The 25,166-nt window shown below is 64.6% G+C and carries 25 protein-coding genes and 2 pseudogenes; 14 read left to right on the top strand and 13 right to left on the bottom strand.

Translation table 11 applies throughout. From position 1 onward, the window contains the following. Positions 1–33: 33 nt before the first annotated feature. Both AC04SF_RS28995 and AC04SF_RS28990 read right to left on the bottom strand, forming a co-directional pair. Complete coding sequence (locus AC04SF_RS28995; RefSeq protein ID WP_202352909.1) at positions 34–1,440, bottom strand: ATP-binding protein; 1,407 nt, start codon at positions 1,438–1,440, stop codon at positions 34–36. Beyond that, positions 1,437–2,153: a response regulator gene (locus AC04SF_RS28990; protein ID WP_096457777.1), complete on the bottom strand. Its 717-nt coding sequence runs from the start codon at positions 2,151–2,153 to the stop codon at positions 1,437–1,439. Before AC04SF_RS28990 ends, AC04SF_RS28995 begins: the two co-directional genes overlap by 4 nt. Positions 2,154–2,497: 344 nt before the next feature. On the opposite strand from AC04SF_RS28990, the gene AC04SF_RS28985 reads away from it, so the two are divergent. The 4 genes from AC04SF_RS28985 (at position 2,498) to clpS (ending at position 4,048) form a co-directional block, all read left to right on the top strand. Continuing rightward, positions 2,498–2,797 carry a hypothetical protein gene (locus AC04SF_RS28985; RefSeq protein WP_019860700.1) on the top strand — a complete coding sequence of 100 codons (300 nt, stop codon included), beginning with the start codon at positions 2,498–2,500 and terminating at the stop codon, positions 2,795–2,797. A 39-nt stretch (positions 2,798–2,836) separates the two neighbouring features. After that, entirely contained in the window at positions 2,837–3,127 is a 291-nt protein-coding gene (locus AC04SF_RS28980; RefSeq protein ID WP_488480552.1) for a hypothetical protein, read from the top strand. Between the two features lie 161 nt (positions 3,128–3,288). Next, entirely contained in the window at positions 3,289–3,603 is a 315-nt protein-coding gene (locus AC04SF_RS28975; RefSeq protein WP_488480551.1) for a hypothetical protein, read from the top strand. Between the two features lie 139 nt (positions 3,604–3,742). Next, positions 3,743–4,048 carry an ATP-dependent Clp protease adapter ClpS gene (gene clpS, locus AC04SF_RS28970; RefSeq protein WP_488480550.1) on the top strand — a complete coding sequence of 102 codons (306 nt, stop codon included), beginning with the start codon at positions 3,743–3,745 and terminating at the stop codon, positions 4,046–4,048. A 176-nt stretch (positions 4,049–4,224) separates the two neighbouring features. Here clpS and AC04SF_RS28965 read toward each other — a convergent pair whose 3' ends face one another. The 4 genes from AC04SF_RS28965 to AC04SF_RS28950 are packed head-to-tail and all read right to left on the bottom strand — an operon-like array spanning position 4,225 to position 11,064. Next, positions 4,225–6,303 carry a hypothetical protein gene (locus tag AC04SF_RS28965; protein WP_488480549.1) on the bottom strand — a complete coding sequence of 693 codons (2,079 nt, stop codon included), beginning with the start codon at positions 6,301–6,303 and terminating at the stop codon, positions 4,225–4,227. 5 nt (positions 6,304–6,308) lie between these two features. After that, the gene (locus tag AC04SF_RS28960) at positions 6,309–9,131 is read right to left on the bottom strand and encodes a DUF4159 domain-containing protein (protein WP_488480548.1); all 2,823 of its coding nucleotides are present in this window, start codon (positions 9,129–9,131) and stop codon (positions 6,309–6,311) included. Next, a complete protein-coding gene (locus AC04SF_RS28955; RefSeq protein ID WP_488480547.1) occupies positions 9,128–10,060 on the bottom strand; it encodes a DUF58 domain-containing protein in 933 nt (310 codons plus the stop codon). Before AC04SF_RS28955 ends, AC04SF_RS28960 begins: the two co-directional genes overlap by 4 nt. After that, positions 10,060–11,064, bottom strand: coding sequence for an AAA family ATPase (locus tag AC04SF_RS28950; protein ID WP_488480546.1), 1,005 nt, complete (start codon positions 11,062–11,064; stop codon positions 10,060–10,062). Before AC04SF_RS28950 ends, AC04SF_RS28955 begins: the two co-directional genes overlap by 1 nt. Before the next feature lie 141 nt (positions 11,065–11,205). Between AC04SF_RS28950 and AC04SF_RS28945 the strand changes: the two genes are divergently transcribed. The 3 genes from AC04SF_RS28945 to AC04SF_RS28935 are packed head-to-tail and all read left to right on the top strand — an operon-like array spanning position 11,206 to position 13,726. Continuing rightward, positions 11,206–11,835 (top strand): DUF1285 domain-containing protein, encoded by a 630-nt coding sequence (locus AC04SF_RS28945; RefSeq protein WP_488480622.1) that lies wholly within the window; start codon positions 11,206–11,208, stop codon positions 11,833–11,835. Continuing rightward, complete coding sequence (locus AC04SF_RS28940) at positions 11,835–12,467, top strand: CoA pyrophosphatase (RefSeq protein WP_488480621.1); 633 nt, start codon at positions 11,835–11,837, stop codon at positions 12,465–12,467. The genes AC04SF_RS28945 and AC04SF_RS28940 overlap by 1 nt, the downstream gene beginning before the upstream one ends. Next, positions 12,464–13,726, top strand: a complete 1,263-nt coding sequence (locus tag AC04SF_RS28935; RefSeq protein WP_488480545.1) for a CCA tRNA nucleotidyltransferase — start codon at positions 12,464–12,466, stop codon at positions 13,724–13,726. Before AC04SF_RS28940 ends, AC04SF_RS28935 begins: the two co-directional genes overlap by 4 nt. Before the next feature lie 51 nt (positions 13,727–13,777). Here AC04SF_RS28935 and AC04SF_RS28930 read toward each other — a convergent pair whose 3' ends face one another. The 4 genes from AC04SF_RS28930 to hemF form a co-directional block, all read right to left on the bottom strand. After that, positions 13,778–14,755: a S8 family serine peptidase gene (locus AC04SF_RS28930; protein ID WP_488480544.1), complete on the bottom strand. Its 978-nt coding sequence runs from the start codon at positions 14,753–14,755 to the stop codon at positions 13,778–13,780. Between the two features lie 80 nt (positions 14,756–14,835). Then, positions 14,836–15,414: a hypothetical protein gene (locus tag AC04SF_RS28925; protein WP_096449372.1), complete on the bottom strand. Its 579-nt coding sequence runs from the start codon at positions 15,412–15,414 to the stop codon at positions 14,836–14,838. A gap of 300 nt (positions 15,415–15,714) precedes the next feature. Then, complete coding sequence (locus tag AC04SF_RS28920; protein ID WP_202352913.1) at positions 15,715–15,900, bottom strand: DUF1059 domain-containing protein; 186 nt, start codon at positions 15,898–15,900, stop codon at positions 15,715–15,717. A gap of 185 nt (positions 15,901–16,085) precedes the next feature. After that, the gene (hemF, locus tag AC04SF_RS28915; protein WP_488480543.1) at positions 16,086–17,000 is read right to left on the bottom strand and encodes an oxygen-dependent coproporphyrinogen oxidase; all 915 of its coding nucleotides are present in this window, start codon (positions 16,998–17,000) and stop codon (positions 16,086–16,088) included. Positions 17,001–17,165: 165 nt separating this feature from the next. Between hemF and AC04SF_RS28910 the strand changes: the two genes are divergently transcribed. Next, positions 17,166–17,423 (top strand): hypothetical protein, encoded by a 258-nt coding sequence (locus AC04SF_RS28910; protein WP_023770299.1) that lies wholly within the window; start codon positions 17,166–17,168, stop codon positions 17,421–17,423. Positions 17,424–17,504: 81 nt separating this feature from the next. Here the strand turns inward: AC04SF_RS28910 and soxR are convergent. Together soxR and AC04SF_RS28900 are read right to left on the bottom strand one after the other, a co-directional pair. Further along, positions 17,505–17,828: pseudogene (gene soxR / locus AC04SF_RS28905) on the bottom strand (redox-sensitive transcriptional activator SoxR); the annotation flags it as partial. A 202-nt stretch (positions 17,829–18,030) separates the two neighbouring features. Next, positions 18,031–18,485, bottom strand: a pseudogene (locus tag AC04SF_RS28900) (tRNA (cytidine(34)-2'-O)-methyltransferase). A gap of 443 nt (positions 18,486–18,928) precedes the next feature. On the opposite strand from AC04SF_RS28900, the gene AC04SF_RS28895 reads away from it, so the two are divergent. The 5 genes from AC04SF_RS28895 to AC04SF_RS28875 are packed head-to-tail and all read left to right on the top strand — an operon-like array spanning position 18,929 to position 23,934. After that, complete coding sequence (locus AC04SF_RS28895) at positions 18,929–19,324, top strand: hypothetical protein (protein ID WP_096457771.1); 396 nt, start codon at positions 18,929–18,931, stop codon at positions 19,322–19,324. A 29-nt stretch (positions 19,325–19,353) separates the two neighbouring features. After that, positions 19,354–21,255 (top strand): ABC transporter ATP-binding protein, encoded by a 1,902-nt coding sequence (locus AC04SF_RS28890; RefSeq protein WP_488480542.1) that lies wholly within the window; start codon positions 19,354–19,356, stop codon positions 21,253–21,255. Positions 21,256–21,265: 10 nt separating this feature from the next. Next, a complete protein-coding gene (locus AC04SF_RS28885) occupies positions 21,266–23,149 on the top strand; it encodes an ABC transporter ATP-binding protein (protein ID WP_488480541.1) in 1,884 nt (627 codons plus the stop codon). Positions 23,150–23,153: 4 nt separating this feature from the next. After that, positions 23,154–23,621 carry a GNAT family N-acetyltransferase gene (locus AC04SF_RS28880; protein ID WP_488480540.1) on the top strand — a complete coding sequence of 156 codons (468 nt, stop codon included), beginning with the start codon at positions 23,154–23,156 and terminating at the stop codon, positions 23,619–23,621. Between the two features lies 1 nt (position 23,622). After that, positions 23,623–23,934: a DUF6665 family protein gene (locus AC04SF_RS28875; protein WP_488480539.1), complete on the top strand. Its 312-nt coding sequence runs from the start codon at positions 23,623–23,625 to the stop codon at positions 23,932–23,934. A 3-nt stretch (positions 23,935–23,937) separates the two neighbouring features. On the opposite strand, the gene AC04SF_RS28870 is transcribed toward AC04SF_RS28875, so the two are convergent. Further along, a complete protein-coding gene (locus AC04SF_RS28870) occupies positions 23,938–24,282 on the bottom strand; it encodes a cupin domain-containing protein (protein WP_095201909.1) in 345 nt (114 codons plus the stop codon). Between the two features lie 314 nt (positions 24,283–24,596). Here AC04SF_RS28870 and petA point away from each other — a divergent pair, with 314 nt between their 5' ends. Beyond that, the gene (petA, locus tag AC04SF_RS28865; RefSeq protein WP_096449354.1) at positions 24,597–25,157 is read left to right on the top strand and encodes a ubiquinol-cytochrome c reductase iron-sulfur subunit; all 561 of its coding nucleotides are present in this window, start codon (positions 24,597–24,599) and stop codon (positions 25,155–25,157) included. Positions 25,158–25,166 lie beyond the last annotated feature (9 nt).

Genomic DNA, 25,166 nt, shown 5'->3' with positions numbered 1-25,166 from the left:
TCTCGCTATCCTTGTTTTGACGTCATTGCTGCGTCAGGCCGCCAGCGGCAGGCGCAGCTCCGTCAGCAATCCGCCGTCCGGGTGGTTGGACAGGCGGATTTCGCCGCCGGCGGCGCGCGCGATGTTGCGGGCGATGGTGAGGCCGAGGCCAAGGCCGCCGGTCTGGCGGTTGCGCGACTGTTCGAGGCGCACGAAGGAGCCGAACACGGCATCGATCTGGGCCTGCGGTATGCCTGGGCCTTCGTCGCGGATGGTGAGCGTGATCGTGCCGTCCGAGCGGTGCAGGCTGAGATGCGCCTTCTTGCCGTAGGTGACGGCGTTCTGCACCAGATTGGTGACGCAGCGCCTGAGCGCCACCGGCCGTGCGATGCAGATCAGGCCGCGCGAACGGGTGTCGTCATTATCGAACGAGACCTCCGGATAGGGGTCGGCGATCGATTCCACGAGCGACCAGAAGTCGATGCGCTCGGTCTTTTCCTCGTTGACCTCGAAAGTGGCGAAGTCGATCACGGAACTGGCGATGCTCTCGACGTCGGCGAGATCATGCGCCAGCGCCTCGCGAACCGCCGACTTGCGCAACAATTCTAGGCGCAGCCGCATGCGCGTTATCGGTGTGCGCAGATCATGCGCGAGTGCGGCGGCAAGATGTTCGCGGTCCTCGACATATTCGCGCAGCCTCTTCTGCATGGCGTTGATTGCCCTGGCTGCAGCCTGCACCTCGCGGCTGCCCGACTCGGCGATCGGCGGGCTCTTCAAATCCTTGCCGATCCGGTTCACGGCGGTTTCCATCATCCGGTAAGGCGCGGTCAGCCGGCGCAGCGACCAGATCGACATGACCACCACCAGGCCGGCGATCAGCGAATAGAGCGGCAGGCTGTCGAAGCTCAGGATCGGGCCGACGGGCGTGATCGGCTCGGTGAAGTTCAGCCACTGGCCGTCGGCGAAGCGCAAAGAGGCCGTCAGCTTGTCGCTCTGGGCGAAGTCGGCGGCCAGCACCAGAAGGTCGCGCTCGACCTGACCGATATCGGGGCCGGATACGGTGCTGGCGTCGTCGGCCTCGCGCGTCGCCGGGTCGCGCCGCACGCGCGCGTCGGTGACGCCGAACTTCGACAGCCGGCCGACCAGGATGTCTTCGAGTTCAGCCAGTTCGTCGTCGCCGGCGATCGAGGAGGTGACGGCGGGCGTGTCCGAGACGGTCAGCGCATAAGTCGAGTTGAACAGTCCCGCCGCGGTGGCCTTGCGCTCCTCGGGCGTGGCGCTGCTCATCAGCTGCACCAGCGAGAAGGCGCGGTCGTTGAGGCGGTAGAGGTCGACCACGTCATTGGCGACGGCGCGGTCGCGCGCCACGATATAGAGGGTCGCGACCTGGCTGATCAAAAGCCCGGCAATGACGATCAGCAGCACCCAGGCAGGCAAGGTCTGCGGCAGGAGACGTCTCATTCGGAGGTCGTCTCGGGCAGGAACTGGTAGCCGCCGCTGCGCACCGTCAGGATCAGCTTGGGCGTCTTGGGGTCATCTTCCATCTTGCGCCGCAGCCGGCTGACCAGGATGTCGATGCTGCGGTCGAAGGAATAGTCGCTGTCGCCGCCGGAGAGTTCGATGAGCTGGTCGCGGGTCAGCACCCGCTGGGCGCTCTTGACGAAGGTCTGCAGCAGGTTGAATTCGGCCATGGTCAGCTCGACCCTGACATCGTCGGGCGCCGTCAGCCGGCGCCGCGAACAGTCCATCGTCCAGCCGGCAAAACGGTAAATCTGCTTGGTGGTGGCGCGTTTCGGCTCGGTGGTGCCGTTGCGCCGCAGCACGGCGCGGATGCGGGCCAGGAGTTCGCGCGGGTCGAAGGGTTTGGGCACATAGTCGTCAGCGCCCATCTCCAGGCCGACCACGCGGTCGGTGGTCTCGGTGACGGCGGTCAGCATGATGATCGGCGTCGTATACTGGGCGCGCAGGTCACGGCACAGTTCCAGCCCGCTCTTGCCGGGCAACATCACGTCGAGCACGATGAGGTCCACCTGCGCACGGCGCAGGATGGCCTCCATCTCGGTGCCGTCGGCGGCTACCGAAGTGTGCAGCCCCCGCTTCTGGAAGAACTCCTGAAGCAGGTCGCGGATGCCCTTGTCGTCGTCGACGATCAGTATGTGTGCGTCGGATTTCACGAGGTGCCCTGTCTCGATTGCCAGCCAAGTCATTCCTGGCAGGTGAGCCACACGATAGAATTCGGGCCATATGTTGGCCAGTGCCTTGGATTTCAAGGGAGAACGAATTCCGCCTTCTCCACATGGAAAGCGATGGCCGTGCTGAAGCTCTTATTTCCACGCGTGTCGTTCTGCCAAAACCGGGACCACTTTCGGCCGACACGCGTCAGCCGGGCCGGCCAGACACAATCCAGAAACAAAATTCTACAATCGGGAAAAACTCCTGAAAAGGTAGGGCGGCATAACGGTGCCGTGGCGGTCAGGTTATCGGCTGCGACGCTAATCTCCGGGTTACGGAAAAACCGATGCCAAGCTTGTCGATCAGTTTGTTGGGTGCGTTGCTGGGCCTTGGCCTGGTCACTGCCGCTGTCGGCCAATCGGACGCAAAGGCGCCGCTCACCCGGAGCGAACGGTGCGCCAATCTCAGCCACCAATTTGATGAAGCCCTCGAAACCCATGCCACGGCAACGCAGGTCACCGCGGCAAAGGCACTTCAGAGAAAGGGCAACCGGTATTGTGCCGCCAAGAAACAGGCACAGGGCATCCGGATGCTCGCCAATGCTTTGAAGCTGCTTGGAGTGACGCCGAACGACCCGGTTCAATGACACTCAAAACCTGACCAGCACAAAAAAGGAAACGAAGCCATGAAAAAGTCCCTCCTGTCCGCCCTCGGCCTCTCCGTCGCTCTCGCCTTCTCGATGCCGGTTCTCGGCAATGCAGCTGCCACCACGACCGCCGCCCCGGCTGCCGCCACCACGACCACCGCTCCGGCTGCTGCCGCGACGACCACCGCTCCGGCCAAGGCTGCTCCGAAGAAGGTCGCCAAGAAGACCGTCTGCAAGCCGACCAAGAAGCACAAGTGCCCGGTCAAGAAAGCCCCCGCGAAGACGGCCCCGATGGCTGCTCCGAAGGCGGCTCCGAAGAAGAAGCCCTGATCGGTTTCGAGGTCAGTTCTATCAAGGCCGTTCCAGCCGCTACTGGCTGGGGCGGCCTTCTGCCAGGCACCCGATCGAGCGGCTGAGCACCGGCGGCTCACAGCCAGCCACCTCGATCTGACTTAACCCGTTTTCAACGCCGGCCATGTAGGACAATCCGCATGAAGAAGCGGCTTTCGTCCATTTTGCGTTCCATGGTGATTGGCGGCCTCGTGGCCACCGGTGTCGCCAGGGCGCTGATTCTGCTCACCGCCAGCCCCGTGCCCGACCCGGCCAGTGGCCGCACCGAACCGTCGCTGTTCGCGCCGATAATTTCCAGCAACTGGGACTACATTACGCCTGTCCAGGCGTGGCTGCTGATCGTGCTCCTTGCCGTGACGCTGGTCTGCGTTGCCGGATGGCCGATCGCGGCGTGGTTGGAACGCCGGGCGGATACCGCCGCGCATCACCGCGTCTTCGGCCGTCAGGGCCGTTGAACCGCGCCCCACAATTCCCCACATGATTGTGAATGACCGGGCTCCCCCGCCGGTGGTCCGCACGCCAATCAAAATGGACGATCGCTGCCGCCCGTGGCAAAATGCGCGGTGAAGCCCGGTCGCGAAACTGTCGGTTCCGATGCCAGAAATCACCACAAAACCGCGTACCAAGGTCAAGCCGCAGACCGAGCGGCCGAAGCTGTACAAGGTCATCCTCATCAATGACGATTTCACGACGCGCGAATTCGTGGTGACGGTGCTGAAGGGCGAGTTCAAGCTCAGCGAGGACCAGGCGCACCGCATCATGATCACCGCGCACCGGCGCGGCGTCTGCGTGGTCGCGGTGTTCACCAGGGATGTCGCCGAAACCAAGGCGACGCGCGCCACCGATGCCGGCAAGGCCAAGGGCTACCCGCTGCTGTTCACGACCGAGCCGGAAGAGTAGAGGAGGGTGCTTTTCCCTTCTCCCCTTGTGGGAGAAGGTGGCCTCGCGAAGCGAGGTCGGATGAGGGGTGTTCCAGGGAACGCCAGCGTCTCACTCCGCTGGAACACCCCTCAACCGTCTCGGCGCTGCGCGCCGATCCACCTTCTCCCACAAGGGGAGAAGGAAGAGGCGTTGCGCTACCGTCCCTCGCGGTACCACATCGAACCCATCGCCAGGAGCAGCAGGCCGAGGCCGAGGAAGCCGCCGAACAGCGGCACGCGCGAGACGGCCTTCAAGACGCTGTCGTCGGTGGTGCGCAGGCCGATCCAGTCGCTGCCCGACGCTTCGCCGGCCGAGCGCACCGGCACGATGGACGGCAGGGTCACGTCGCTGCCCAGGGCCGTCGATGAGGCCAGCCGGCGCACGCTGCCGCCGGTGGCTTCCGCCGGTGCCCTCAGCCGGTTTTCGGTGGAGATGACGTCGGCGAATTCGGGCGCATTGACCGGGCCGACATGGGCGAGCGCGGTGAGATCGCCATTGGCGACCTGGAACAGGCCGATCTCATTGGTCTGGACGCTTCCGAGGAAGACGCCGGGCTCGGACTTGTCGAGCTTGACGGTCACGGTCTTGCCGGATGGCGTGATGATCTGTGCGGGGCCTGGATCGTCGGCCATCGTCTGGCGGCGGATCTCCAGCACCATGCCGCGTCCCTCGGCGGTCAGCCGCTCTTCCTCAAGCTCAGGCTCCTTCATCAGCCAGTGGGCGATGCGCCTATAGAGCTGGACATGCGGGCCGCCGCCCTCGAAGCCGCGCGCCCACAGCCAGCCTTGGTCGGACAGGAGCATGCCGACACGGCCTTCGCCCTTCCGGTCGAGCAGCAGCAGGGGCCGGTTGTCGGCGCCCTTCATCACCACTTCGCCTTGCGGATTCTGCACGCCGATGGTGCGGAACCAGCGGCTCCAGTGCGGCGGCTCGGTGGCCGACCCATCGAGGCCGCGCGTCACCGGATGACGCTGGCCGAGGTCGGTGAGGCGCGGATAGAAGGCCTTTTCGACCACCTCGCCGGTCGGCATGGCCGGCAGGGCCGACATCAGCGGCGTGCGCGCGATCGAAGCCTCGCCGGCATATTCGGGGCCGGCGGCGATCAGCAGCGCGCCGCCCTTTTCGACATATTCGGAGATGTAGTCGTAATAGAGGATCGGCAGCACGTCGCGGTGCTGGTAGCGGTCGAAGATGATGAGGTCGAAATCCTTGATCTTCTCGACGAACAGCTCGCGGGTCGGGAAGGCGATCAGCGACAATTCGTTGATCGGCGTGCCGTCCTGTTTTTCCGGCGGGCGCAGAATGGTGAAGTGGACGAGATCGACCGAGGCGTCGGACTTCAGCAGATTGCGCCAGGTGCGCTCGCCCGCATGCGGCTCGCCCGAAACGAGCAGCACACGCAGATTCTCGCGGATGCCGTCGACCAGCGCGATGGCGCGGTTGTTGGTGTCGGTCAGTTCGCCCGGTTCGCGGTCGATGGCGAGTTCGATGATGTTGCGTCCGGCGCCGGGTATGGTCACCTGTAGCGGCATCGCCTGGCCGACGGTGGCATGCTCGACCGAGACCTGCTCGCCATTGACCGAGACGCGCACATCGACCGGGCCGGTCTCGTTCTCCGTCGAAATGACGCGGTAGGTCATGTCGAGCGGCTTGCCGACGATGCCGAAGCGCGGCGCGTTCTCGAAGCGGATGCGACGATCCTTTTCGTGGTCATTGCCGGTGATCAAAGCGTGCAGCGGCGCGTTGAAGTCGGGCGCGCCGGGAGGCGCGTCATGCACCTCGCCGTCGGTGATCATGATGGCGCCGCCGATGCGGGACGGCGGCACGTCGCGGAAGGCGCCTTCCAGCGCGCCGAACAGCCGCGTTTCCGTACGCTCCTCGGCGGCGTCGGACTTGCCGGCCTCGACGACGCGGACGTCGAACTGCTTGAAGCGGCCAAGACGCTGCTGCAGCCCGGCCACCGCCTCGTCCGTCTGCCTGGTGCGTTCGCCAATGTCCTGGCTCTGGCTGCGGTCGACGATCAGCGCAACGACGCTCTTCAGCGGCTCGCGCTCCTCATTGAGGAACACCGGGTTGAACAGAGCGGCGGCGAGCGCCAGCAGGGCGACGAAGCGCAGCACACCGCCGCGCTGGCGAAACCACAGGCCAACGAGCGCCAGCAGCGCCAACGGCACCAGCACCAAGGCCAGCAATGGCCAGGAGATCAGCGGTTCGAAGGAGATCGACCAGTTCATCGTGCCTACTGCCCCAGCCGTTCGAGCAGAATGGGGACATGCACCTGGTCGGATTTGTAGTTGCCGGTCAGCATGTACATCATGATGTTGACGCCGGCGCGCAGCGCATAGACGCGCTGCATCGGGTCGGCCGGCACGGTCGGCAGCAGCGGGTCGCCATTCTCATCGACCGCCCAGGCGCCGGCGAAATCATTGGCGGTGATCATGATCGGCGAGACGCCGTCGCCGGTGCGCACCGGCCGGTTGTCGGCATTGCTGGCGTCGAGCGAGGCCTCGACCCAGAGTGGGCTGCCGGCGAAGCGGCCGGGAAATTCCGGCAGGATGAAGAAGGACTTGGTCAGCACGTGGTCCGACGGCACCGGCTCCAGCGGCGGCACGTTGAGGTTGCCGAGGATGTCGCGCAGCCGCTCGGTCGCCGGGCTGGTGGAATCGGCGCCGATGCCGTTGGCGAACTGGTCGCGTGTGTCGAACAGCACCGTGCCGCCCTGTTGCATATAGGCGTCGATGCGGGCGATCGCCGCCTGGCTCGGCATGGGCGCCGCCGGATCGATCGGCCAGTAAATCAAGGGATAGAAGGACAGTTCGTCCTTCGCAATGTCGACGCCGGCCGGCGCGCCGGGTTCCAGCGCGGTCTTCTCGATCAGGAAGCGGGTCAGGCCCTCGAGCCCGGCGCGGCTGATCGAATCGTCGCCCGGCACGCCGGTCAGCACGTAGGCGATGCGGGTCTTCGAAATCGCCGTGATGGCGGCCTCGTCGCCCGGCTTGGCATCGTCGGCGCGGGCGAAATCGGCATGGCCGAACAACGCGCCAAGCGCGATCAGGACCGCCGCGGTGGTGGCCGCCGCGCCGGCGCGGCGCGGCCGGCGTGAGAATAGGCCGCCCATCCAGAACACCGCCAGCGTGTCGAGCAGCATCAACACCAGGGCGGCCGTGACCAGCGAGCCCTTCAGGTTGCGCGATTCATCGAAGGCATATTGGATCGTGGTGACCGGCACCGCGATCTGCGGGCGCGCCAGAGGCGCGAACGTGCTAGCGGCATCAAGCAGATTATGGGCGAAGACGCCGGTTTCCGAGCCGTAGAGGCCGGGCGGGTTCTCGAAAGTCACCGGCAGCGCGCCGGCGCCCGGCACCAGCGGCCGCGCATCCGGTGTCGGCGGCACCAGCGAGCCATCGGCCGCGATCATGCGGTAGGGCGCCAGCGACGTGGCGGCGGCTTCGGCGTTGGCGATCGCCGCGCCCTGGTTGCGCGACAGCTGGACGATGCGGCGCAGCATCTCGACGAAGCTGCCCGAGATCGGCAGGTTCGACCAGGTCGCCTCGGGCGTGACGTGGAACAGCACCAGCGTGCCCTTGCCTTTCTTCAGCCCGGTGACCAGCGGCGTGCCGTCGGCGAGAGCGGCCCAGGTGCGCTCGACGATATCGGGTGTCGGCTCGGCCAGCACCTGCCTGCTCACGGTCACCTCGGTGGGCGGCGCCAGATCGGCGAAGGGACCGGCCTTGGGAAATTCGGTGACCGGCTGCGGCGAAGTCCAGGACAGCGCGCCGCCCAGCGAACGTTCGCCGGTGCGCAGGCGAACCGGCAGCAAATCGTCGTCATTGCCGGCGGCGGCCAGCCGCGAGCCGGCAAAACGCACCAGCGTGCCGCCATTGTCGACCCAGTCGACCAGCCTTTGCCGGACCTGCGCGGGAATGGTGCCGATATCGGCCATGATGATCATCGCCGGCTTCTGGTCGAGGATCTGCGGGATGGCGTCGGCGAGATCGGCGCTGGAGGGTTCAACCAGATCGGCGAAAGGCTGCAGCGCGCGCCTGATGTAGTAGAGCGGCGACAGAAGCGGCTGCGCCTGGTCGGCCTCTGCCTGCGACAGCAATCCGACGCGGCGGCGCTTGGAGCTTTCGTCGAGCACGCGCACCGCACCGGCCTGGCGCTCGCCGTCGAGGGCGATCGAGGCGAAGTCGTTGCGCAGCTCGAACGGCACCGCCATCGTGCCGGTGGCGGTGGCTTTGCCAGGCGCGAAGGTCAGCGTCGCATCGGCGATGCGGCGGCCCTTGTCGTCGAAGGCGCCGGCGGTGACCTGCGCCGGCGCCGGATCGCCCGGCGCGCGGATGGCGGTGAGCGCAAAACCGTCGACCTGGTTGTCGGCGCTGGTCAGCCCGGTCAGCGAAAGCCGGTCGGCGGTTGCCCAGACAACCCGGGCGGCATTTTTCGACAAAAGCGCGTTGAAGGCGGCCTCGTCGCCCCTGGCCGCGAGGCCGTCAGCCAGCATGGCAACGCTGGCACCGGGCAAGGTCTCCAGCACACCGGCGACGCGGGCATAGACGGCGGGCCGGTCGGTCGGGATCGGCCGCGGCTTGGCGGCGCGCAGCCGGTCGAGTGCGGCGGCGGCATCGAAGGGGCCGATCTCCGCATTGGCCTTTTCGGCGGTGAAGGCGATGATGACCGGCACGCCATTCGAGCCGGCATCCTTGATCAGCCGCTCGGCGGTGGCGACGCGCTTGTTCCAGTCGGCCGCACTTGCCCAGTCATTGTCGATGACCAGCGCAAGGGCCGCACCTTCGGCCGGCAGTTTTTCGCGCGGATTGAAGACCGGTTCGGCCAATGCGGTGACGATGAGGCCCGCCATCAGCAGCCTGAGCAGCGTCAGCCACCAGGGGCTTTGATGCGGCGTCTCCTCGCGCTTCAAGACGCGCGCCAGGATCTTCAGCGGTGGGAAGATCTCGGTCTGCGGCTTGGGTGGCGTCAGCCTTAGCAGCCACCAGATCACCGGCAGCGCCAGCAGGCCCCACAGCACCATGGGAGCGCCAAAGGAGAGCGGCAGCCAGCTCATGCGACGGCCACCTTTCCGGCGCGACCGCTAGCGGCATAAGAGCCATCGGCGGTCATGGCCATGTGCAGGCGCACCAGCGCGTCGGAAGCCAGCCGATCGGTGTGGTTGACGGTAAAGCTCCAGCCGAGCCGCTTACACCAGCCGGCCAGCTCCTGGCGGCGGGCGGTGTAGAGCAGGCGATATTCGTCGCCGAGCATCTCGGCACGTCCGGCGGTCAGCTTATCGCCGGTCTCGGGGTCGGTGAACTCGGTGCGGCCGGCATAGGGGAAGGTTTCCTCGGCCGGGTCGGCGACCTCGATCAGGTGCGCGCGCACGCCGTGGCGGGCGAGCACGTCGAGCCATTCCATCGTCTCCTCGACCGGATCGAGGAAATCGCTGGCGATGACGATGTCGCAGAAGCGCCTGATGTCCGTGAGGTCAGGCTTTGCCGGCATGTCGCTAGCATGCATCAGCTGGGCAGCGATGCGTTCGGCGCCGTTGCGGGCGGTGAACGGATCGGTCAGGCCCGGCCAGGCGATGCGCTCGCCGCTGCGCGACAACAATTCGGCCATCGCCAGCGCCAGCACCAGCGCGCGCGATTGTTTGGAAACGCTGGCACCGGTCGATTTGTAGAGCATGGACGGCGAGGGATCGGCCCACAGCCACACCGTATGGGCGGCTTCCCACTCGCGGTCGCGCACATAGGTGTGGTCGTCGCGGGCCGAGCGGCGCCAGTCGATGCGCGAGGAATCGCCTTCGACGTAGGGCCGGAACTGCCAGAAGTTCTCGCCGATGCCGCGCTTGCGGCGGCCATGCCAGCCGGCGATCACGGTGTTGACGATGCGGCGCGCCTCGACCAGCAGGTCGGGCACAAGCGAAGCCCGCAACCGGCCACGGGCGAGCGCGTCGCGCGTTGCTGCCGGAGCCTGGACCTCGCCGATACGCGCCATCAAATCCCTTTCACAAGCTTCGCCACCACGTCGCGCACGCTGGTGCCTTCGGCACGGGCGGCGAAGGTCAGCGCCATGCGGTGCTGCAGCACCGGCTCGGCCAGCGCCCGCACATCATCGATCGAAGGTGCCAGCCGGCCGTCATAGAGCGCCCTCGCCCTCGTGCACAGCATCAGCGCCTGGCTGGCACGCGGGCCGGGACCCCAGGCGACATGTTTGTCTGTCTCGGCATTGCCCTGGCCCGGACGCGCCGAGCGCACCAAAGTCAGGATCGCCTCGACCACGCTTTCGGGCACCGGCATGCGACGGATCAGCGTCTGCATTTCCTTCAATCGCGCCGGCTGCAGCACGTTCTGCGCCTTGGCATCCTCGATGCCGGTGGTTTCCAGGAGGATGCGGCGCTCGGCCTCGATTTCGGGATAGAGGATGTCGACCTGCATCAGAAAGCGGTCGAGCTGGGCTTCGGGCAGCGGATAGGTGCCTTCCTGCTCCAGCGGGTTCTGCGTCGCCAGCACATGGAAGGGTGCTGGCAGGTCGTAGCGGGCGCCGGCAATGGTGACGTGGTATTCCTGCATGGCCTGCAGCAGCGCCGACTGGGTGCGCGGCGAGGCGCGGTTGATCTCGTCGGCCATCAACAGCTGGGCGAAGATCGGCCCGGAGATGAAGCGGAAGGAGCGCTTGCCGATCTCGTCCTGCTCCATCACCTCGGAGCCGAGGATGTCGGACGGCATCAGGTCGGGCGTGAACTGGATGCGGCGCGAATCAAGGCCGAGCACGACGCCAAGTGTTTCGACCAGCTTGGTCTTGGCAAGGCCCGGAACACCGACCAGCAGCGCGTGGCCGCCGGCCAGCAGCGCCACCAGCGTGCGCTCGACGACGGCCTCCTGGCCGAAGATCACCCGGCCGACCCCGTCGCGGATCCTGGAAATGTCAGCCAGCGCCTTTTCGGCCTCGGCGATCATGTCCGTTTCGCTGATCGGACTTTCCTTGACCATCACGCTCATTCGGCTCGATCCCTTTGGTTGGAAATACCAGCCTGCACCATATCATAGGTTGCCGCGATTCGGCCTCGCGTAGCGCCTATGGTCGAACTTAAATCACAGACTTAGGCTGACAAGCGGAACAACAGTGACTATTTCGTGACGATGGCGGAACACGACGAACATCGCGAACAAAGCCTTACGCAGGCAACCGAGGCGCGCGGCCTGGAGGCGCTGATCTCGCGCGCAGCGCGGGCCGGCAAGGGCGCGGCGCCCGTCGAGCGCTGGAATCCCGACTTTTGCGGCGATCTCGACATGGAGATCAAGGCAGACGGCACCTGGTTCTATCTCGGCACCCCAATCGGCCGCATGCCGCTGGTGCAGCTTTTCTCCTCCGTGCTGCGCAAGGACGCCGATGGCAGGACCTATCTGGTGACCCCTGTGGAAAAAGTCGGCATCCGCGTCGCCGATGCGCCCTTCATTGCCGTCGAAATGGATGTTTCGGGCAGCGGCGATGAACAGATCATCACCTTCCGCACCAATGTCGGTGATGTCGTCGAAGCCGGGCCGGAACGGCCGCTGCGCTTTGTCGACGAGCACGAGACCGGCGGCCTGAAGCCCTATGTGCTGGTGCGCGGCCGGCTGGAGGCGCTGGTGGGGCGGCCTGTCATGTACGAACTGGTCGGGCATGGCGAGGAGATCGAGATCGGCGGCGAGACGATGTTCGCGGTGCGTTCGAAGGGTGCTGTGTTCCCGATCATGCCGGCGGACCAGTTGCAACGGCTGAGCGCATGATGGACCAACTGTCAGGGGTGCCGTTTTCATCGGCGGATTTTCGCGCGCGCTTCGCCGCGCAGCCGGATGCGCATGCCGGCGACGACTATGGCGACCATCGCTTCAATCCAGGCCATCCGCGGCTTAACCAAAGCAAGCCGCTGCGCAATGCGGCGGTGCTGATCCCGGTGGTCGATCATGACGGCGAGGCGACGGTTTTGCTGACCAAACGGGCCGAAAAGCTGCGCAGCCATTCGGGGCAGGTGGCCTTTCCTGGCGGCACCATCGACCCCACTGATGCGAGCCCGGAAGCGGCGGCGCTGCGCGAAACCTTCGAGGAGATCGGTCTCGGCCAGGACCGCATCGAGATCTTCGGCCGCATGCCCGATTACGTCGCCGGCAGCGGCTATCGCATTGCGCCGGTGCTGGGCATCGTGCAACCCGGTTTCCAACTGACCTTGAACGCCGAGGAGGTTGATGCCGCCTTTGAAGTGCCGCTGCGCTTCCTGATGGACCCGGTGAACCACAAGCGCGACAGCCGCATATGGAACGACCTCGAATGGTTCTTCTACGACATGCCCTATGGCGACCGGCGCATCTGGGGCGTCACCGCCGGCATCATCCGTACGCTCTATGAAAGGCTCTATGCGTGAGTGTTTCGATCGCGGGCAGGGCCGACTGGCTCGCCGACAAGCATCTACAGCGCCTGCTCGCCGCCTTGGCTGAAGGCGGCGAAGAGGCGCGTATCGCCGGCGGCGCCGTGCGCAATACGCTGATGGGCCAGCCGGTCGCCGATATCGACATCGCCACCACCTGTTTGCCCGTCGAAACCATCCGCCGCGCCGAGGCGCAAGGTTTCAAGCCGGTGCCGACCGGTATCGAGCACGGTACCATCACGGTGGTCGCCGGCGGCAAACCCTATGAAATCACCACTCTGCGCGCCGATGTCGAGACCGATGGCCGCCGCGCCAAAGTGTCGTTCGGACGCGACTGGAAGCTGGATGCCGGGCGGCGCGACTTCACCATCAATGCACTCTACGCGGAGGCCGATGGCACTATCGTCGACCTGGTCGGCGGCATCGCCGACATCGAGGCGCGGCGGTTACGCTTCATCGGCGATGCGGAAGCGCGCATCCGTGAGGATTATCTGCGCATCCTGCGCTTCTTCCGCTTCTTCGCCTGGTATGGCGAGGGCCGGCCGGACGCCGAGGGGCTGAAGGCCTGCGCCCGATTGAAGGAGGGCTTGGCCCAACTTTCGGCGGAGCGCGTCTGGTCCGAACTGAAGAAGCTTCTGTCGGCGCCGGACCCGTCGCGGGCGCTGCTGTGGATGCGGCAGGCTGGTGTGCTGACCGCCGCACTGCCGGAAAGCGAGAAATGGGGCATCGATGCCATCCATGGGCTGACCAAGGCCGAGAGGGATCTGGGCTGGACGGCGGATCCGATGCTGCGGCTGGAGGCGATCGTGCCGCCCGATGCCGCGCGCATGAAGACGCTGGCCGAACGGCTCAGGTTGTCGACGGCGGAATCAGACCGGTTGCGCCACTGGGCGCTGGCCACCGCCGTGGAGTCGAAGACGACCGAGGGCGAACTGGCGAAAAGGCTCTATCGCGGCGACCGGCAAGGGTTTGTCGATCGGCTGCGGCTCTCGCTTGCCGCCGCGCGGGTGCGCGCTGTCGAGGACAATTCCGCGATGCTCGAAGCCGGCGGTTTTTCGCGTCTGCTTGCTTTCGCGCTCAAATGGGAAAAGCCGATGTTTCCGCTCAAAGGCGCCGATCTGACGGCGCTTGGCGCGACGCCGGGGCCGAAGCTCGGCGAAATCCTCAAGAACCTCGAGGCGGAATGGATCGAAGCGGGATTTGCGCCGGATCGCGGCGCGCTGCTCGACCGCGCCGCGAAGGCACTGGAAACATAGGCGCGAAGGCCGCTCTGCGCGACCCGGCCAATCGAGCGAAACGCTATCTTCCTACCTGATTGCCACCGGAGCCAGGGCGCGCGAAAGGCTTGCCTCGCCCTTGCCGTAGACGGAGGGGTTGTAGTTGACCAGCGTATCCGTACGAGCCGTATTGAGCAGATCGTTGGTGATCTGGGTCGGCGTCGCCTTGGTGAATTTGCTGCCGATGATCGCCGCATATCCTGAAATGATCGGCGCGGCGAAGGACGTGCCGTAAAGGCCGGTCTTGTCGCCGGTGACACCCACGACGAGGAAATGGCTCTGCACGGCCGTGTTCGAGCCGGCGTAGTTGGAATACCAGGCAAGCTGGGCCTTGTTGGACGTCGTGCCGTTGGTCGACAGCGCACCGACGAAGATCGCCGAGGCTTTGCCGACCAGGGCCAGGTTGAGATAATCCTGCTGGCCGCCGGTGACGCCGCCCACGGCAACCGAGTCGTTGCCAGCTGCCTTCGAGACAATTGCCGACCCTTTGGCGGCGTAGGAAATGATCGAAGCTTCCTCCGGTGCCCAGCCGATCTGGTTTAAGCTGTAGCCCGCCTTGGCGTACATGCCGTAGCTCAGATTGAGCACGTTCAGACCGCTCGCCAGCGGGACGTATGAACCGGTGGTGAAGTCTTTCGACCTGATCGTCGCCAAGGGCGCAACCATGCTGGCTTCCTCGCGGGTCCATTCACCGTGCCGCTGGGTTTGAACTCCGAGGCCGAAATTGCCGGAAAAGCGCGACGTGCTGCTGAAGTCGTCGACCATGGTAATGGTGACGCCCTTGCCCTTGTACCCTGCGGCCCATGCGGCGCCGACGTCGGGGCTCATCCAGTTCTGTACCGTCTGCGCCGGCGCGGCCGGGATCGTCGCGCTCACACATATGGACCCGCCACCGTGGCAGAGCGCAGCCGTCTCCTCGGCGTTGAGGGCCTCCTGCGCCGACGCGAATGGCGCCGAAAGGATGACCAGGGCGGCGGCGAGGCCGAACTTCATGCAAGTACCCGACATGTTCCTACTCCAGTCAGACAGAACCAGGATGAGTGATCGCTTTCGCGCCGATGAATTCCTCATTCGCAGCCTCGCGGCGATCAGAAAGTAACACGGTAGTTCAGCCAGAGATGCTGGCTCTCCGGTTTAGCGTTAACCAGATATTTCAAGGTTTCCTCAGGCGCCATCTGGCTGGCCGCGAGCCGGCAATTGACGCTGTAGGTACCGAAGTCGCCATAGTCGGCTTCGCAGGACTTTTCGGTGAGCTTGCCGCCAAAGGTCGTGGTGAGCGACAGGGAAAGCGTGCTGTTCGGGCTCGGATGCATCTGCGTGAGGAAACCAAGCTTGAGGCTGGGCGCGATCCGATACTTCTCGCCCTCTTCTCCGGTCCCGAAACCCCAAAGGATGCCGGTATCCTCGGTGATCTGGGTCAAAAGGTCGACATGCATGTCGACCCAGCTCGCGCGGTACCATTGGTTGAACGAGACAAAGGTCCCGTTCTGAAGTTCGTAACCGCCATTGCCCAGGCCTCTCGCGCGATCGCTGAGCGGCGAGCCCTGATGGATGTCGACCAACGATGTCGTCATTTCCTGCGCAATGGCGGGGGACGCACCGACCAACGCCCACAGCAGGAGCGCCGCCGTGCGAAAACCCACTCGATTGCCGGATTTTTCGCGCATGCGCGAAACACCTCGCCCCACCGTTCCGGATCAGTGCCTGGTGGCGAAGGGCTTCTCTGGCAGCCCACTGTAGCCGGATTATCCGCGCGACATTGGCATGGGTTCGGTTACCGCAGGGTTTACTTTAGCGGAGGCAAATATGATTTTGACTTGAAAGGGCCTGGCCGGCGCCGCGCCCGCGATGGCGCCGAACGCGAGTCGCGGGCGTCACGGCCGGAGGCTGTTTTTACCCGCTGCACCCAATGGTGAGCGCCGGCGCGGTTCGCTTGCCGCCGCCCACGAAGCAAAGCCGGGCAAAACCTACGCGGCGTCGCGAACCTTCTCGATGCGCGAACGGATCGCCTCGATCATCGTCTCGCGGATAACAGTCTCGCCATGCGTCTCGCGCATATGCTCGACGGCACGGCGCATCACTTCGGCTTCCTCGTCGGCACGGGTATGCCACTCACAGCCGGGCACGAGCGACCCGCAGTGGAATGCCTTCATCGGATTTCTCCTTTTCCTCCGGGGAGCCGATCGAGGCTCCGCCACTTTTTTTGGCTCACGGTGTATTCGGGCTGAATTCCCGGACGTGAGCGGGGGCGAAGACTATAACACGGGAAGGCCGGTCTGGTTGCATCAAAGCATCGTGCGCCGCCCGCTCTGTCAACTCCAGACGGAACTGGCTGATGTTACGGCCAGCGAACCTCCGGCGGCAGGCTGGAGAGGATCGACGCGACATTGCCGCCGGTCTTCAGGCCGAAGATGGTGCCGCGATCATGAAGCAGGTTGAATTCGACGTAGCGGCCGCGGCGGATGAGCTGTTCGTCGCGGTCACCGTCGGTCCAGTTCTCGTTGAAATTGGCGCGCACGAGGTGGCCGTAGACGACGAGGAAGGAGCGTCCGACATCCTGAACGAAGTTGAAGTCGGCATTCCAGCCGCCTTTGTCCTCGCCCGAATGCAGCCAGTCGAAGAAGATGCCGCCAGTGCCGCGCGGCTCGTTGCGGTGCGACAGATAGAAGTACTCGTCGCACCATGTCTTGAATTTCGGATGGTCGGCGACGCCAGGGTTCTTCTCGCAAGCGAACTGCATGGCGCGATGGAAAGCGACGGTGTCGGGATCGTCCTGGGTGCGGCGGCGGTCGAGCACCGGCGTCAGGTCGGCGCCGCCGCCGAACCATTGCCTGGAGGTGACCACCATGCGCGTGTTCATGTGCACGGCCGGAACGTTGGGGTTCCAGGGATGCGCGATCAGCGAAATGCCGGAGGCCCAGAAGCGCGGGTCTTCCTCGGCGCCGGGCATCTGCTTCCTGAATTCGGGCGAGAACTCGCCAAAGACGGTCGAGGTGTGGACGCCGACCTTCTCGAAGACGCGGCCATGCATCATCGACATGGTTCCGCCGCCACCCTTGCCTTGGTTGCGCTCCCACGGCGTCTTTTCGAACCGGCCCGGCGACCACGAGGCCAGGGGGCCCTGGAGATCCTGCTCGATCTGCTCGAAGGCACCGCAGATGCGTTCGCGCAGCGCCTCGAACCACAGACGCGCCTTCATCTTCTTCTCTTCGATGTCGGCGGGCAGGCCAGCCGGTATTTCAGGTCGTTCCAAGTGCCGTCTCCGGTTGCGGGGCGGCCCGCCCCTACAAATGACTCGTCTTTTGCCGGCGCGATCCCTAATCTCTTAAGGGACAGGGTCAAGTCACTTTGGTTTTGCGCATGATCCTTTCCGAAATCCGGTTTCGGGGTCATGCGCTGCGGTGCAAGGAGTTGTTTCGTGCGCACCCCGGCAAGACCGCCGCTGGATGGCCTGAAAAAAAGGCTCGACCAGAGCCGGGCCGAACGCGCGCGCATGCCGCGCGACGGCTTCCTGCGCGAAACCTTCGTGCTGCCGCGCTCCGATGCGCGCCTCAAGGCCAAGGAATGGTTCGAGCGCTTTCCCAAACAGGCCTACTGGACCGAGATCGAAAGCTGGTTCGAGCGGCCGGGCGATTTGATCGAGTTCACCATAAGGCGGCTGCCGGCGGCGGATTAGGATTCTACCAACAGTCGCCTCGCTCCCGTACCCCCCCCTGGCCAGCCGGTCGCCCTTGTTCCTGAGCGGGCATTTGTCGATCGACATGCAGCCGCAACCGATGCAGTCGGTCAGCCCGTCGCGCAGTTTCTTCAGCTGGGCGATCTTGTGGTCGAGCCCGTCGCGCCAGGCGGTCGACAGCAGGTTCCAGTCGTCGCGCGTCGGCGTGCGGCCTTCGGGCAGGGAGGCCAATGCCTGGCCGATTTCCGCGAGCGAGATGCCGACCTCCTGGGCGACCTTGATGATCGCCACCCGCCGCAGCACGTCGCGGCCGTAGCGGCGCTGGTTGCCTGACGTGCGGTGGCTGCGGATCAACCCGCGCGCCTCATAGAAATGCAGTGCCGACACCGCGACGCCGCTGCGCATGGCCACCTGGCCGACTGTCAATTCCGTTACTGGAGCCATTTCCCATTTTTTCCGCTTGACCTCAAGTTAAGTTGAGCTTGTAGCGAAGAAATGTTGGTAGGGCAAATGACAGGAGAGGGCGATGTGCGCCTGGGTGAGAATGGCTGGAGAAACCACTGCCGTCAGCAATGGCAAGGGTGGCGTTGCCGACGGCCGGCGGATTCTATCCGAGCTGCCGGATGGCTTCACCCGCCACCATGGCGACGGAGAGCGCGACATTGATGCTGCGCGCCGCACCTTGCATCGGGATGGTCAGCCGCGCATCCGCCGCCTGATGGACCGCATCCGGCACGCCTGCGGATTCGCGGCCGAACAGCAGGATGTCGCCGTCCGCGAAACTGAAGCTGGTGTAGGGGGTTGTCGCCTTGGTCGACAGAAGCATCAGCCGGCGCCCGTCTTTCTTGCGCCAGTCCTCGAAGGCGTTCCAGTCAATGTGCCGGGTCAGGGCGGCCATTTCGAGGTAGTCCATGCCGGCGCGCTTGAGCGCCTTGTCGGAAAGCGGAAAGCCGGTTCGATGATATCGACGCCAAGGCCGAGGCAAGCGGCGAAGCGCAGGATTGTCCCGGTATTGCCGGCAATGTCCGGCTGGTAGAGCGCGATGCGGAGACGACAGTTCATTTCCGCGTCCTTCTAATAAGTGGCAGATCGGCCACAGGGGCTTCCCGGTTTTGGAAATTCCTGGACCTGCGGGTGGCCATTTTTTGCGAAGTCGGGTATACGGCCAGCATTGTCAACCCGAACCGATGGAGGGGAAACTCATGATGACCATGCACATCCAGCGCCCCTCTCGTGGGCTTGCCTGCCTGCCGGCGGTTTCGGTACGACAATTCTCCTGACTCTCTAAGACTTGATCGCACCGATTCCCGCCGAAACATCTTTTCGGCTCTCGAAGGAATCCTGCGATGTTTTTCAAAAAGTCAAAAGGGCTGAACGCCCGAACTGAGCATGCCTGGACTGACGCTCGCCGTGTCCAGACAGACGCAATCCGCGCCTCCGGCCGAATGCCGGCGGACGACGTTGCTTCGCCTTTCCATCTCTATTTTCATACGGAGGACGGACCGATGTTCGATCCCTACAGAATACCTGGCTCGAGGAGCCTGCATATCCACCGGCTGCCGACCTGGGCGCTGCTGATCGGCGACACCTATTCGTCGGCGGTCCATGCCGAAGTCCGTCGCCGCCCGCATCGCGGCATGCTGCCGGATGTCGATTTTTCGCGCGCGGTGCCCGATCCGAGCCGGCCTTCGCTGGTGCGCCGGATCATCCGGCTGATCCGGCCGGGTGCGAAAATCCGGCTTGTCGACACCGCGCCGTCAGGATCGGCAAGCGAGCCTGTCGGCGAAAAGCCCGCGAACCCCTATATTGCGCGAAGCAGGGCCGACGGTCCGGATGATTCCGGACCGTCGGCCCTCGGCGCCACACGGCCCGGGGACTTCGGACGTCGCCAAGCCGCGTAAGCGGAAAACAGATTTAATGAGCATGACCCATGTTGTTGTTTAACTGGTTTGAAAGAAGGCTCGATCCGTTCCCGGCAGCGGAACCGGTCGAGCCGCCCAAGACGCTGGTCGCCTTCTGCCTGCATTATACGCGCGGCGCCTGGCCCTATATCCTTGTCGACGCGGTGCTGGTGACGGCCATCGCCATCGCGGAAGTGTGGATGTTCGGCTTCCTTGGCCGCATCGTCGACTGGCTGTCGGCACAGAACCGCGAGACCTTCCTGCAGACGGAAGGCTGGAAGCTCGCCGCGATGGCCTTCATCGTGCTGTTCGCGCTGCCGGGCACGGTGTGGCTGCATTCGCTGCTCAACCAGCAGACGCTGATGGGCAACTATCCCATGCGCATCCGCTGGCAGGTGCATCGCTACCTGCTCAAGCAATCGATGAGCTTCTACCAGGACGAGTTCGCCGGCCGCATCGCCACCAAGCTGATGCAGACCGCACTCGCCGTGCGCGAATGCGTCATCAAGGTGATCGACGTGCTCAACTACGTCATCGTCTATTTCCTCGGCATGCTGTTCATCGTCGGTTCGGCCGACTGGCGGCTGGCCGCGCCGCTCGGCGTCTGGCTGGTCGGCTACATCCTGTTGCTGCGCTACTTCATCCCGCGCCTGGGCAAGGTCGGCGAGGAACAGGCCAATGCACGCTCGGTCATGACCGGCCGCGTCGTCGACAGCTATTCCAACATCCAGACGGTCAAGCTGTTCAGTCATGCCAAGCGCGAGGCCACCTTCGCCCGGGAAGGCATGATGGGCTTCCTCGACACGGTCTATCGGTCGATGCGGCTGGTGACGGTGCTTTTCGGTTCGCTCTATATCCTGAACGCGCTGCTGCTGTTCTCGGTGACCGCCATCTCGCTATGGCTGTGGATGGGGCAAGTGGTGACGATCGGCGCGGTCGCCGTGGTCATCGGCCTGGTTCTCAGAATGTGGGGCATGTCGCAGTGGATCATGTGGGAAATGTCGGGCCTGTTCGAGAACATCGGCACGGTGCAGGACGGCATCGCCTCGATCTCGTTGCCGCGGCTGGTCGAGGACAGGCCGGATGCGAAGGAGATCAGCGTATCCAAGGGTGAGATCCGCTTCGAGGATATCCGCTTCCACTACGGCAAGCAGAAAGGCGTGATCGAAAGCCTGTCGCTGGCGGTGAAGCCGGGCGAGAAGGTCGGCATTGTCGGCCGCTCGGGCGCCGGCAAGTCGACACTGGTCAATCTGCTCCTGCGCTTCTATGACCTGGAAGGCGGCCGGATTCTGATCGACGGACAGGAGATCGCCGGCGCGAAGCAGGATTCTCTGCGGTCCCAGATCGGCATGGTCACGCAGGACACCTCGCTGCTGCATCGTTCGGTGCGCGAGAACATCCTCTACGGCCGGCCCGATGCATCAGAAGAGATGCTCGTCGAGGCGGCGCGGCGCGCCGAGGCGCTGGACTTCATTGGCGGCCTCGCGGACCACAAAGGCCGCAAGGGGTTCGACGCTTATGTCGGTGACCGCGGCGTCAAATTGTCCGGCGGCCAGCGGCAACGCATCGCCATTGCTCGCGTTATGTTGAAGGATGCACCGATACTTATCCTTGACGAGGCGACGTCGGCGCTGGATTCCGAAGCCGAAGCGGCCATCCAGGAGAATCTCTACAAGCTCATGCAGGGCAAGACCGTCATCGCCATTGCCCACCGGCTGTCGACCATCGCGGCGATGGACAGGCTCGTGGTGATGGACCAGGGTCGGGTCATCGAGGAAGGTTCGCACGACGAGCTGGTCGCCAAGGGCGGGCTCTATGCGCAGCTCTGGCAGCGCCAGTCGGGCGGGTTCCTGCTCGAGGACATCCCGGCTGATATCGCCAACGATATTGTTGCCAACGACATTGGCGCAAAGGGGCAAGCCGCAGAATGATGGCCGCCGCATGATGACAGCCGTCTATCGCTGGTTCGAGAACTGGGTCTTTCCGTTCAGGGAGCCGGCGAATCTTCGGCCACCGTCCAGCGTCGGCGGGTTTCTCTGGCACTATGTCGGCCAGGCGAAGTTCGCCTTCTTCGCCATGCTTGTCATCGGCGGCATCGCGCCACTGGTCGAAGCAGGCCTGTTCTACTTCGTCGGGCGGCTGGTCGACATCCTCGACCAGCTTCCCGGCGAACGCAGCTGGCATGCGCTGTGGACCGCCGCCGGCCCGGAGCTGGTGTTCATGATCGCGGTGGTGCTGGTTATTCGCACCGTCGTCGTTGGCCTCTCGGCGCTGGTCGACGAACAAACGATCACGCCAGGCTTCTACAATCTGGTGCGCTGGCAAGCGCACCGGCACGTGTCGCGCCAATCCTACGCCTTCTTCCAGAACGATTTCGCCGGCCGCATCGCGACCAAGGTCTGGCAGGCGGGGCAAGCGACCGGCGACCTGATGGAAAGCTTCATCGAGGTCGTCTGGTTCATGATCGTCTATACGGTGACGACGCTGGCGCTGGTCGCCGGGCTCGATCTCAGACTGGCGGCGCTGGTGGTGGTCTGGATCGTGGCTTTTGGCGGGCTGGCCAAGCTCTATGTGCCGGCGATCCGAAAGCACGCCGAAGCGACGGCCGAGGCGGGCTCGATGATCAATGGCCGCATCGTCGATTCCTATTCCAATGTGCAGACGTTGAAACTGTTCTCGGCGGACGGCGACGACCGCTACATCAGGAACGGCTTCGACATCTATCTCGACGCGCTACGCCCCTTCACCCGCCAGCTCACCGGCGTGCGCATGGCGCTGACGACGCTGTCGGGTATCATGATCACGGCGATCGGCTGTTTTGCCGTCTATCTCTGGGTCGAGGGGTCGATCACCGTCGGCGCGGTCGCCTTCACCCTGTCGCTGGTGTTGCGGCTCAACATGCTGCTCGGCCGGCTGATGATGCAGCTCAACGGCATTTTGCGAAATCTCGGCGTGCTGGAAAACTCCAAGGCGCTGATCTCGCAGCCGCTCGGCCTCACCGACGCGCCCGACGCCAGGGAGCTTGTCGTTGCCGGCGGACGTATCGACGTGAAGGGCGTCGAGTTCCACTACGGCAAGGGGTTCGGCGTGCTGAACGGCATCGACCTCGTCGTCAAGCCGGGCGAGAAGGTCGGGTTGGTCGGACCATCGGGCGCGGGCAAGACGACGCTCGCCAATCTGATCCTGCGGCTCTACGACCTGGAAGGCGGGTCGATCACCATCGATGGCCAGAGCGTTGCCCAGGTCACGCAGAATTCACTGCGCGCCAATATCGGCGTCGTCAGCCAGGACACCGCCCTGTTCCACCGGTCGCTGCGCGACAACATCAAGCTCGGCATGCCCGATGCGACCGACGCCGAGGTGATCGTGGCGGCCAAGAAGGCCGAGGCGCACGACTTCATCCTGGGCCTGCGCGACAACAGGGACCGTGCCGGCTACGAGGCGTTTGTCGGCGAGCGCGGCGTGAAACTGTCGGGCGGCCAGCGCCAGCGCGTGGCGATCGCCCGTGTCTTCCTCAAGGACGCGCCGATCCTAATCCTCGACGAGGCGACCTCGGCACTCGATTCCGACATCGAGGCAGCGATCCAGGAGAATCTGACGCGGCTGATGGAGAACAAGACGGTGATCGCCATCGCCCACCGGCTGTCGACGATCGCCGCCCTCGACCGCCTGGTGGTGCTGGACGGCGGGCGAATCGTCGAGCAAGGCACGCATGACGAGCTGGTGGCGCTCGACGGGCTCTATGCGCGGCTGTGGAAGCGGCAGTCGGGCGGCTTCCTGTATCACGAGGAAAGCGTGCTCGAAGAGACGCGGCCGGCGGAGTAGGCGCATGGGTGAGACGCCAGAAGTCGGCTATGTGCTCAAGCGGCTCCGGCCAACCACGCCGGCCTTCGACAGGCTGAAGGATGAGAGCCGGCTGGAAGGCTACTGGATGCTGGTGCGCCTTGCGGACGGCTGGGCGAGCGGCCGCAACAAGTTCCTGAAACGGGGCGAGGCGTTGTTCGGGGCATGGCATGGCCGCGAGCTCGCCGGTGTGTGCGGGCTGAACATCGATCCTTATGCCGAGGACAGGGACCAGGGCCGGGTGCGGCACCTGTTCGTCGGCGCGCCTCACCGCCGCGCCGGCCTTGGCCGCATGCTGGTCGAGACCGTCATCGATCGCGCACGCCGCTATTTCACCGTGTTGAACACCCGTGCGCCGCCGGAAGCCTTCGTTTTCTACGAACGGCTTGGCTTTCAGCCGGTGTTGGGTGAAGAATTCGTCACGCATCGCATGTCGTTCGAAAAAGGGGGCTGAAATGTCCTTGCGTCCGCCATCTCGTCTTGCCGGCTCTTCGGCGGCCGAAGCGGCCTTCGACGCGCTTGGCCACGAAATCCTGGCCGAGAAGGCGGCGGCCCTCGGCCGCGCCGGACAGCGCGTGGAAGAAACGCTGGCCAGGTTGCGCGCCAATGGCGACGAGCAGTTGCGTCCCAAGCTTCTCAAGGAAGCCGCCGAGGCGGTGCACGGCTATTTCATCCAGCGCGAGTTGTGTGGCTTGCGCAAGCACGATGGCGTCATCCGCGAGTATGACATCCCAAGGGCCGTGCTGGTCAGGCTTGGCGCCAAATAGGGATTACTCCAGCCACTTTGTGATGAACGTGCCGTTCTCGTGAATGTCGGTTGTTTCCAGCGGACCCGGGCCGAGATTGGTGAATTTGTGCGGCGTGTGGGGCGGGACGATGACGATCTGGCCGGCGGAAGCCTCGATTTCCTTGTCGCCGACGGTGAACAGCCCGGTGCCCTGGCGGATGATGAAGATCTCTGCGTAAGGGTGGGCGTGCAGCCGCGGGCCGCCGCCTTCATCAGGCAGGTAGTTGAAGATCAGGCAGGAGTTGGAACCGTAGGCGCCGCATTGCAGTTCGCCCTTCCAGTGGTCGGAGCGAACAGCCCATTCCTCACGATCGATGACGTGTGCCATGCCTGGGAAGATAGATCACACCGGCGCCCTCTGTCGAGGCAAGCCGGGGCCTTGGATTTGCGGTTGTTTCCCGGTTGTTTAGCCGCCTTTTACGGCGGTTCGCCGTCCCGCCGGGCAATAGGGGATTTTGTCCCCGCGACAATCTGCCCTTGTGCCTTGACCCGTCTGGACAAAAACGGGCTTCACGCATAAACCGAAGTCCAAATGCCGGAGGAATTCGCTAGCCTGTTCGCCATGCGCTGTCGGGTTGGCGTGATTGAGCGGGGAACAAGGCTCGGCCACCGGCGCGGAAGAGGCGAAAGGATCAGGCACCCGTGAGCGCAACCGACATCCACGATCCCAATCGTCGAGATTTTCTTTATGTCGCCACGGGCATGGCCGCCGTGGTCGGCGCCGGTGCCGTCGCCTGGCCGTTCATCGACCAGATGCGCCCCGATGCCTCGACGCTGGCGCTCGCCTCGGTCGAAGTCGATGTCGCCTCGCTGACGCCGGGCATGTCGCTGATCGTCAAGTGGCGCGGCAAGCCGGTCGTGGTGCGCAACCGCACCGAAAAGGAAATGAAGGACGGCGAGGCCGTCAACCTTTCCGATCTCAAGGATCCGATCGCCCGCAATGCCAATCTGCCGTCCGACGCGCCGGCGACCGACGCCAACCGCACCACGCCCGGCAAGGAAGCCTGGATGGTGATGGTTCAGGTCTGCACGCATCTGGGCTGCATTCCGCTCGGCCAGGAAGGCGATTTCGGCGGCTGGTTCTGCCCGTGCCATGGTTCCCAATACGATACCGCCGGCCGCATCCGCAAAGGCCCGGCGCCCGAGAACATGGCTGTACCGGTATTCAAATTCATTTCCGATACCAAGATCCTTATCGGTTGAGGCAGGGGG

It is taken from the genome of Mesorhizobium sp. CNPSo 4671 (genome assembly GCF_057784245.1).
The sequence above is the reverse complement of the archived record's forward strand: the minus strand, read 5'-3'. Positions and strand labels throughout refer to the sequence as shown.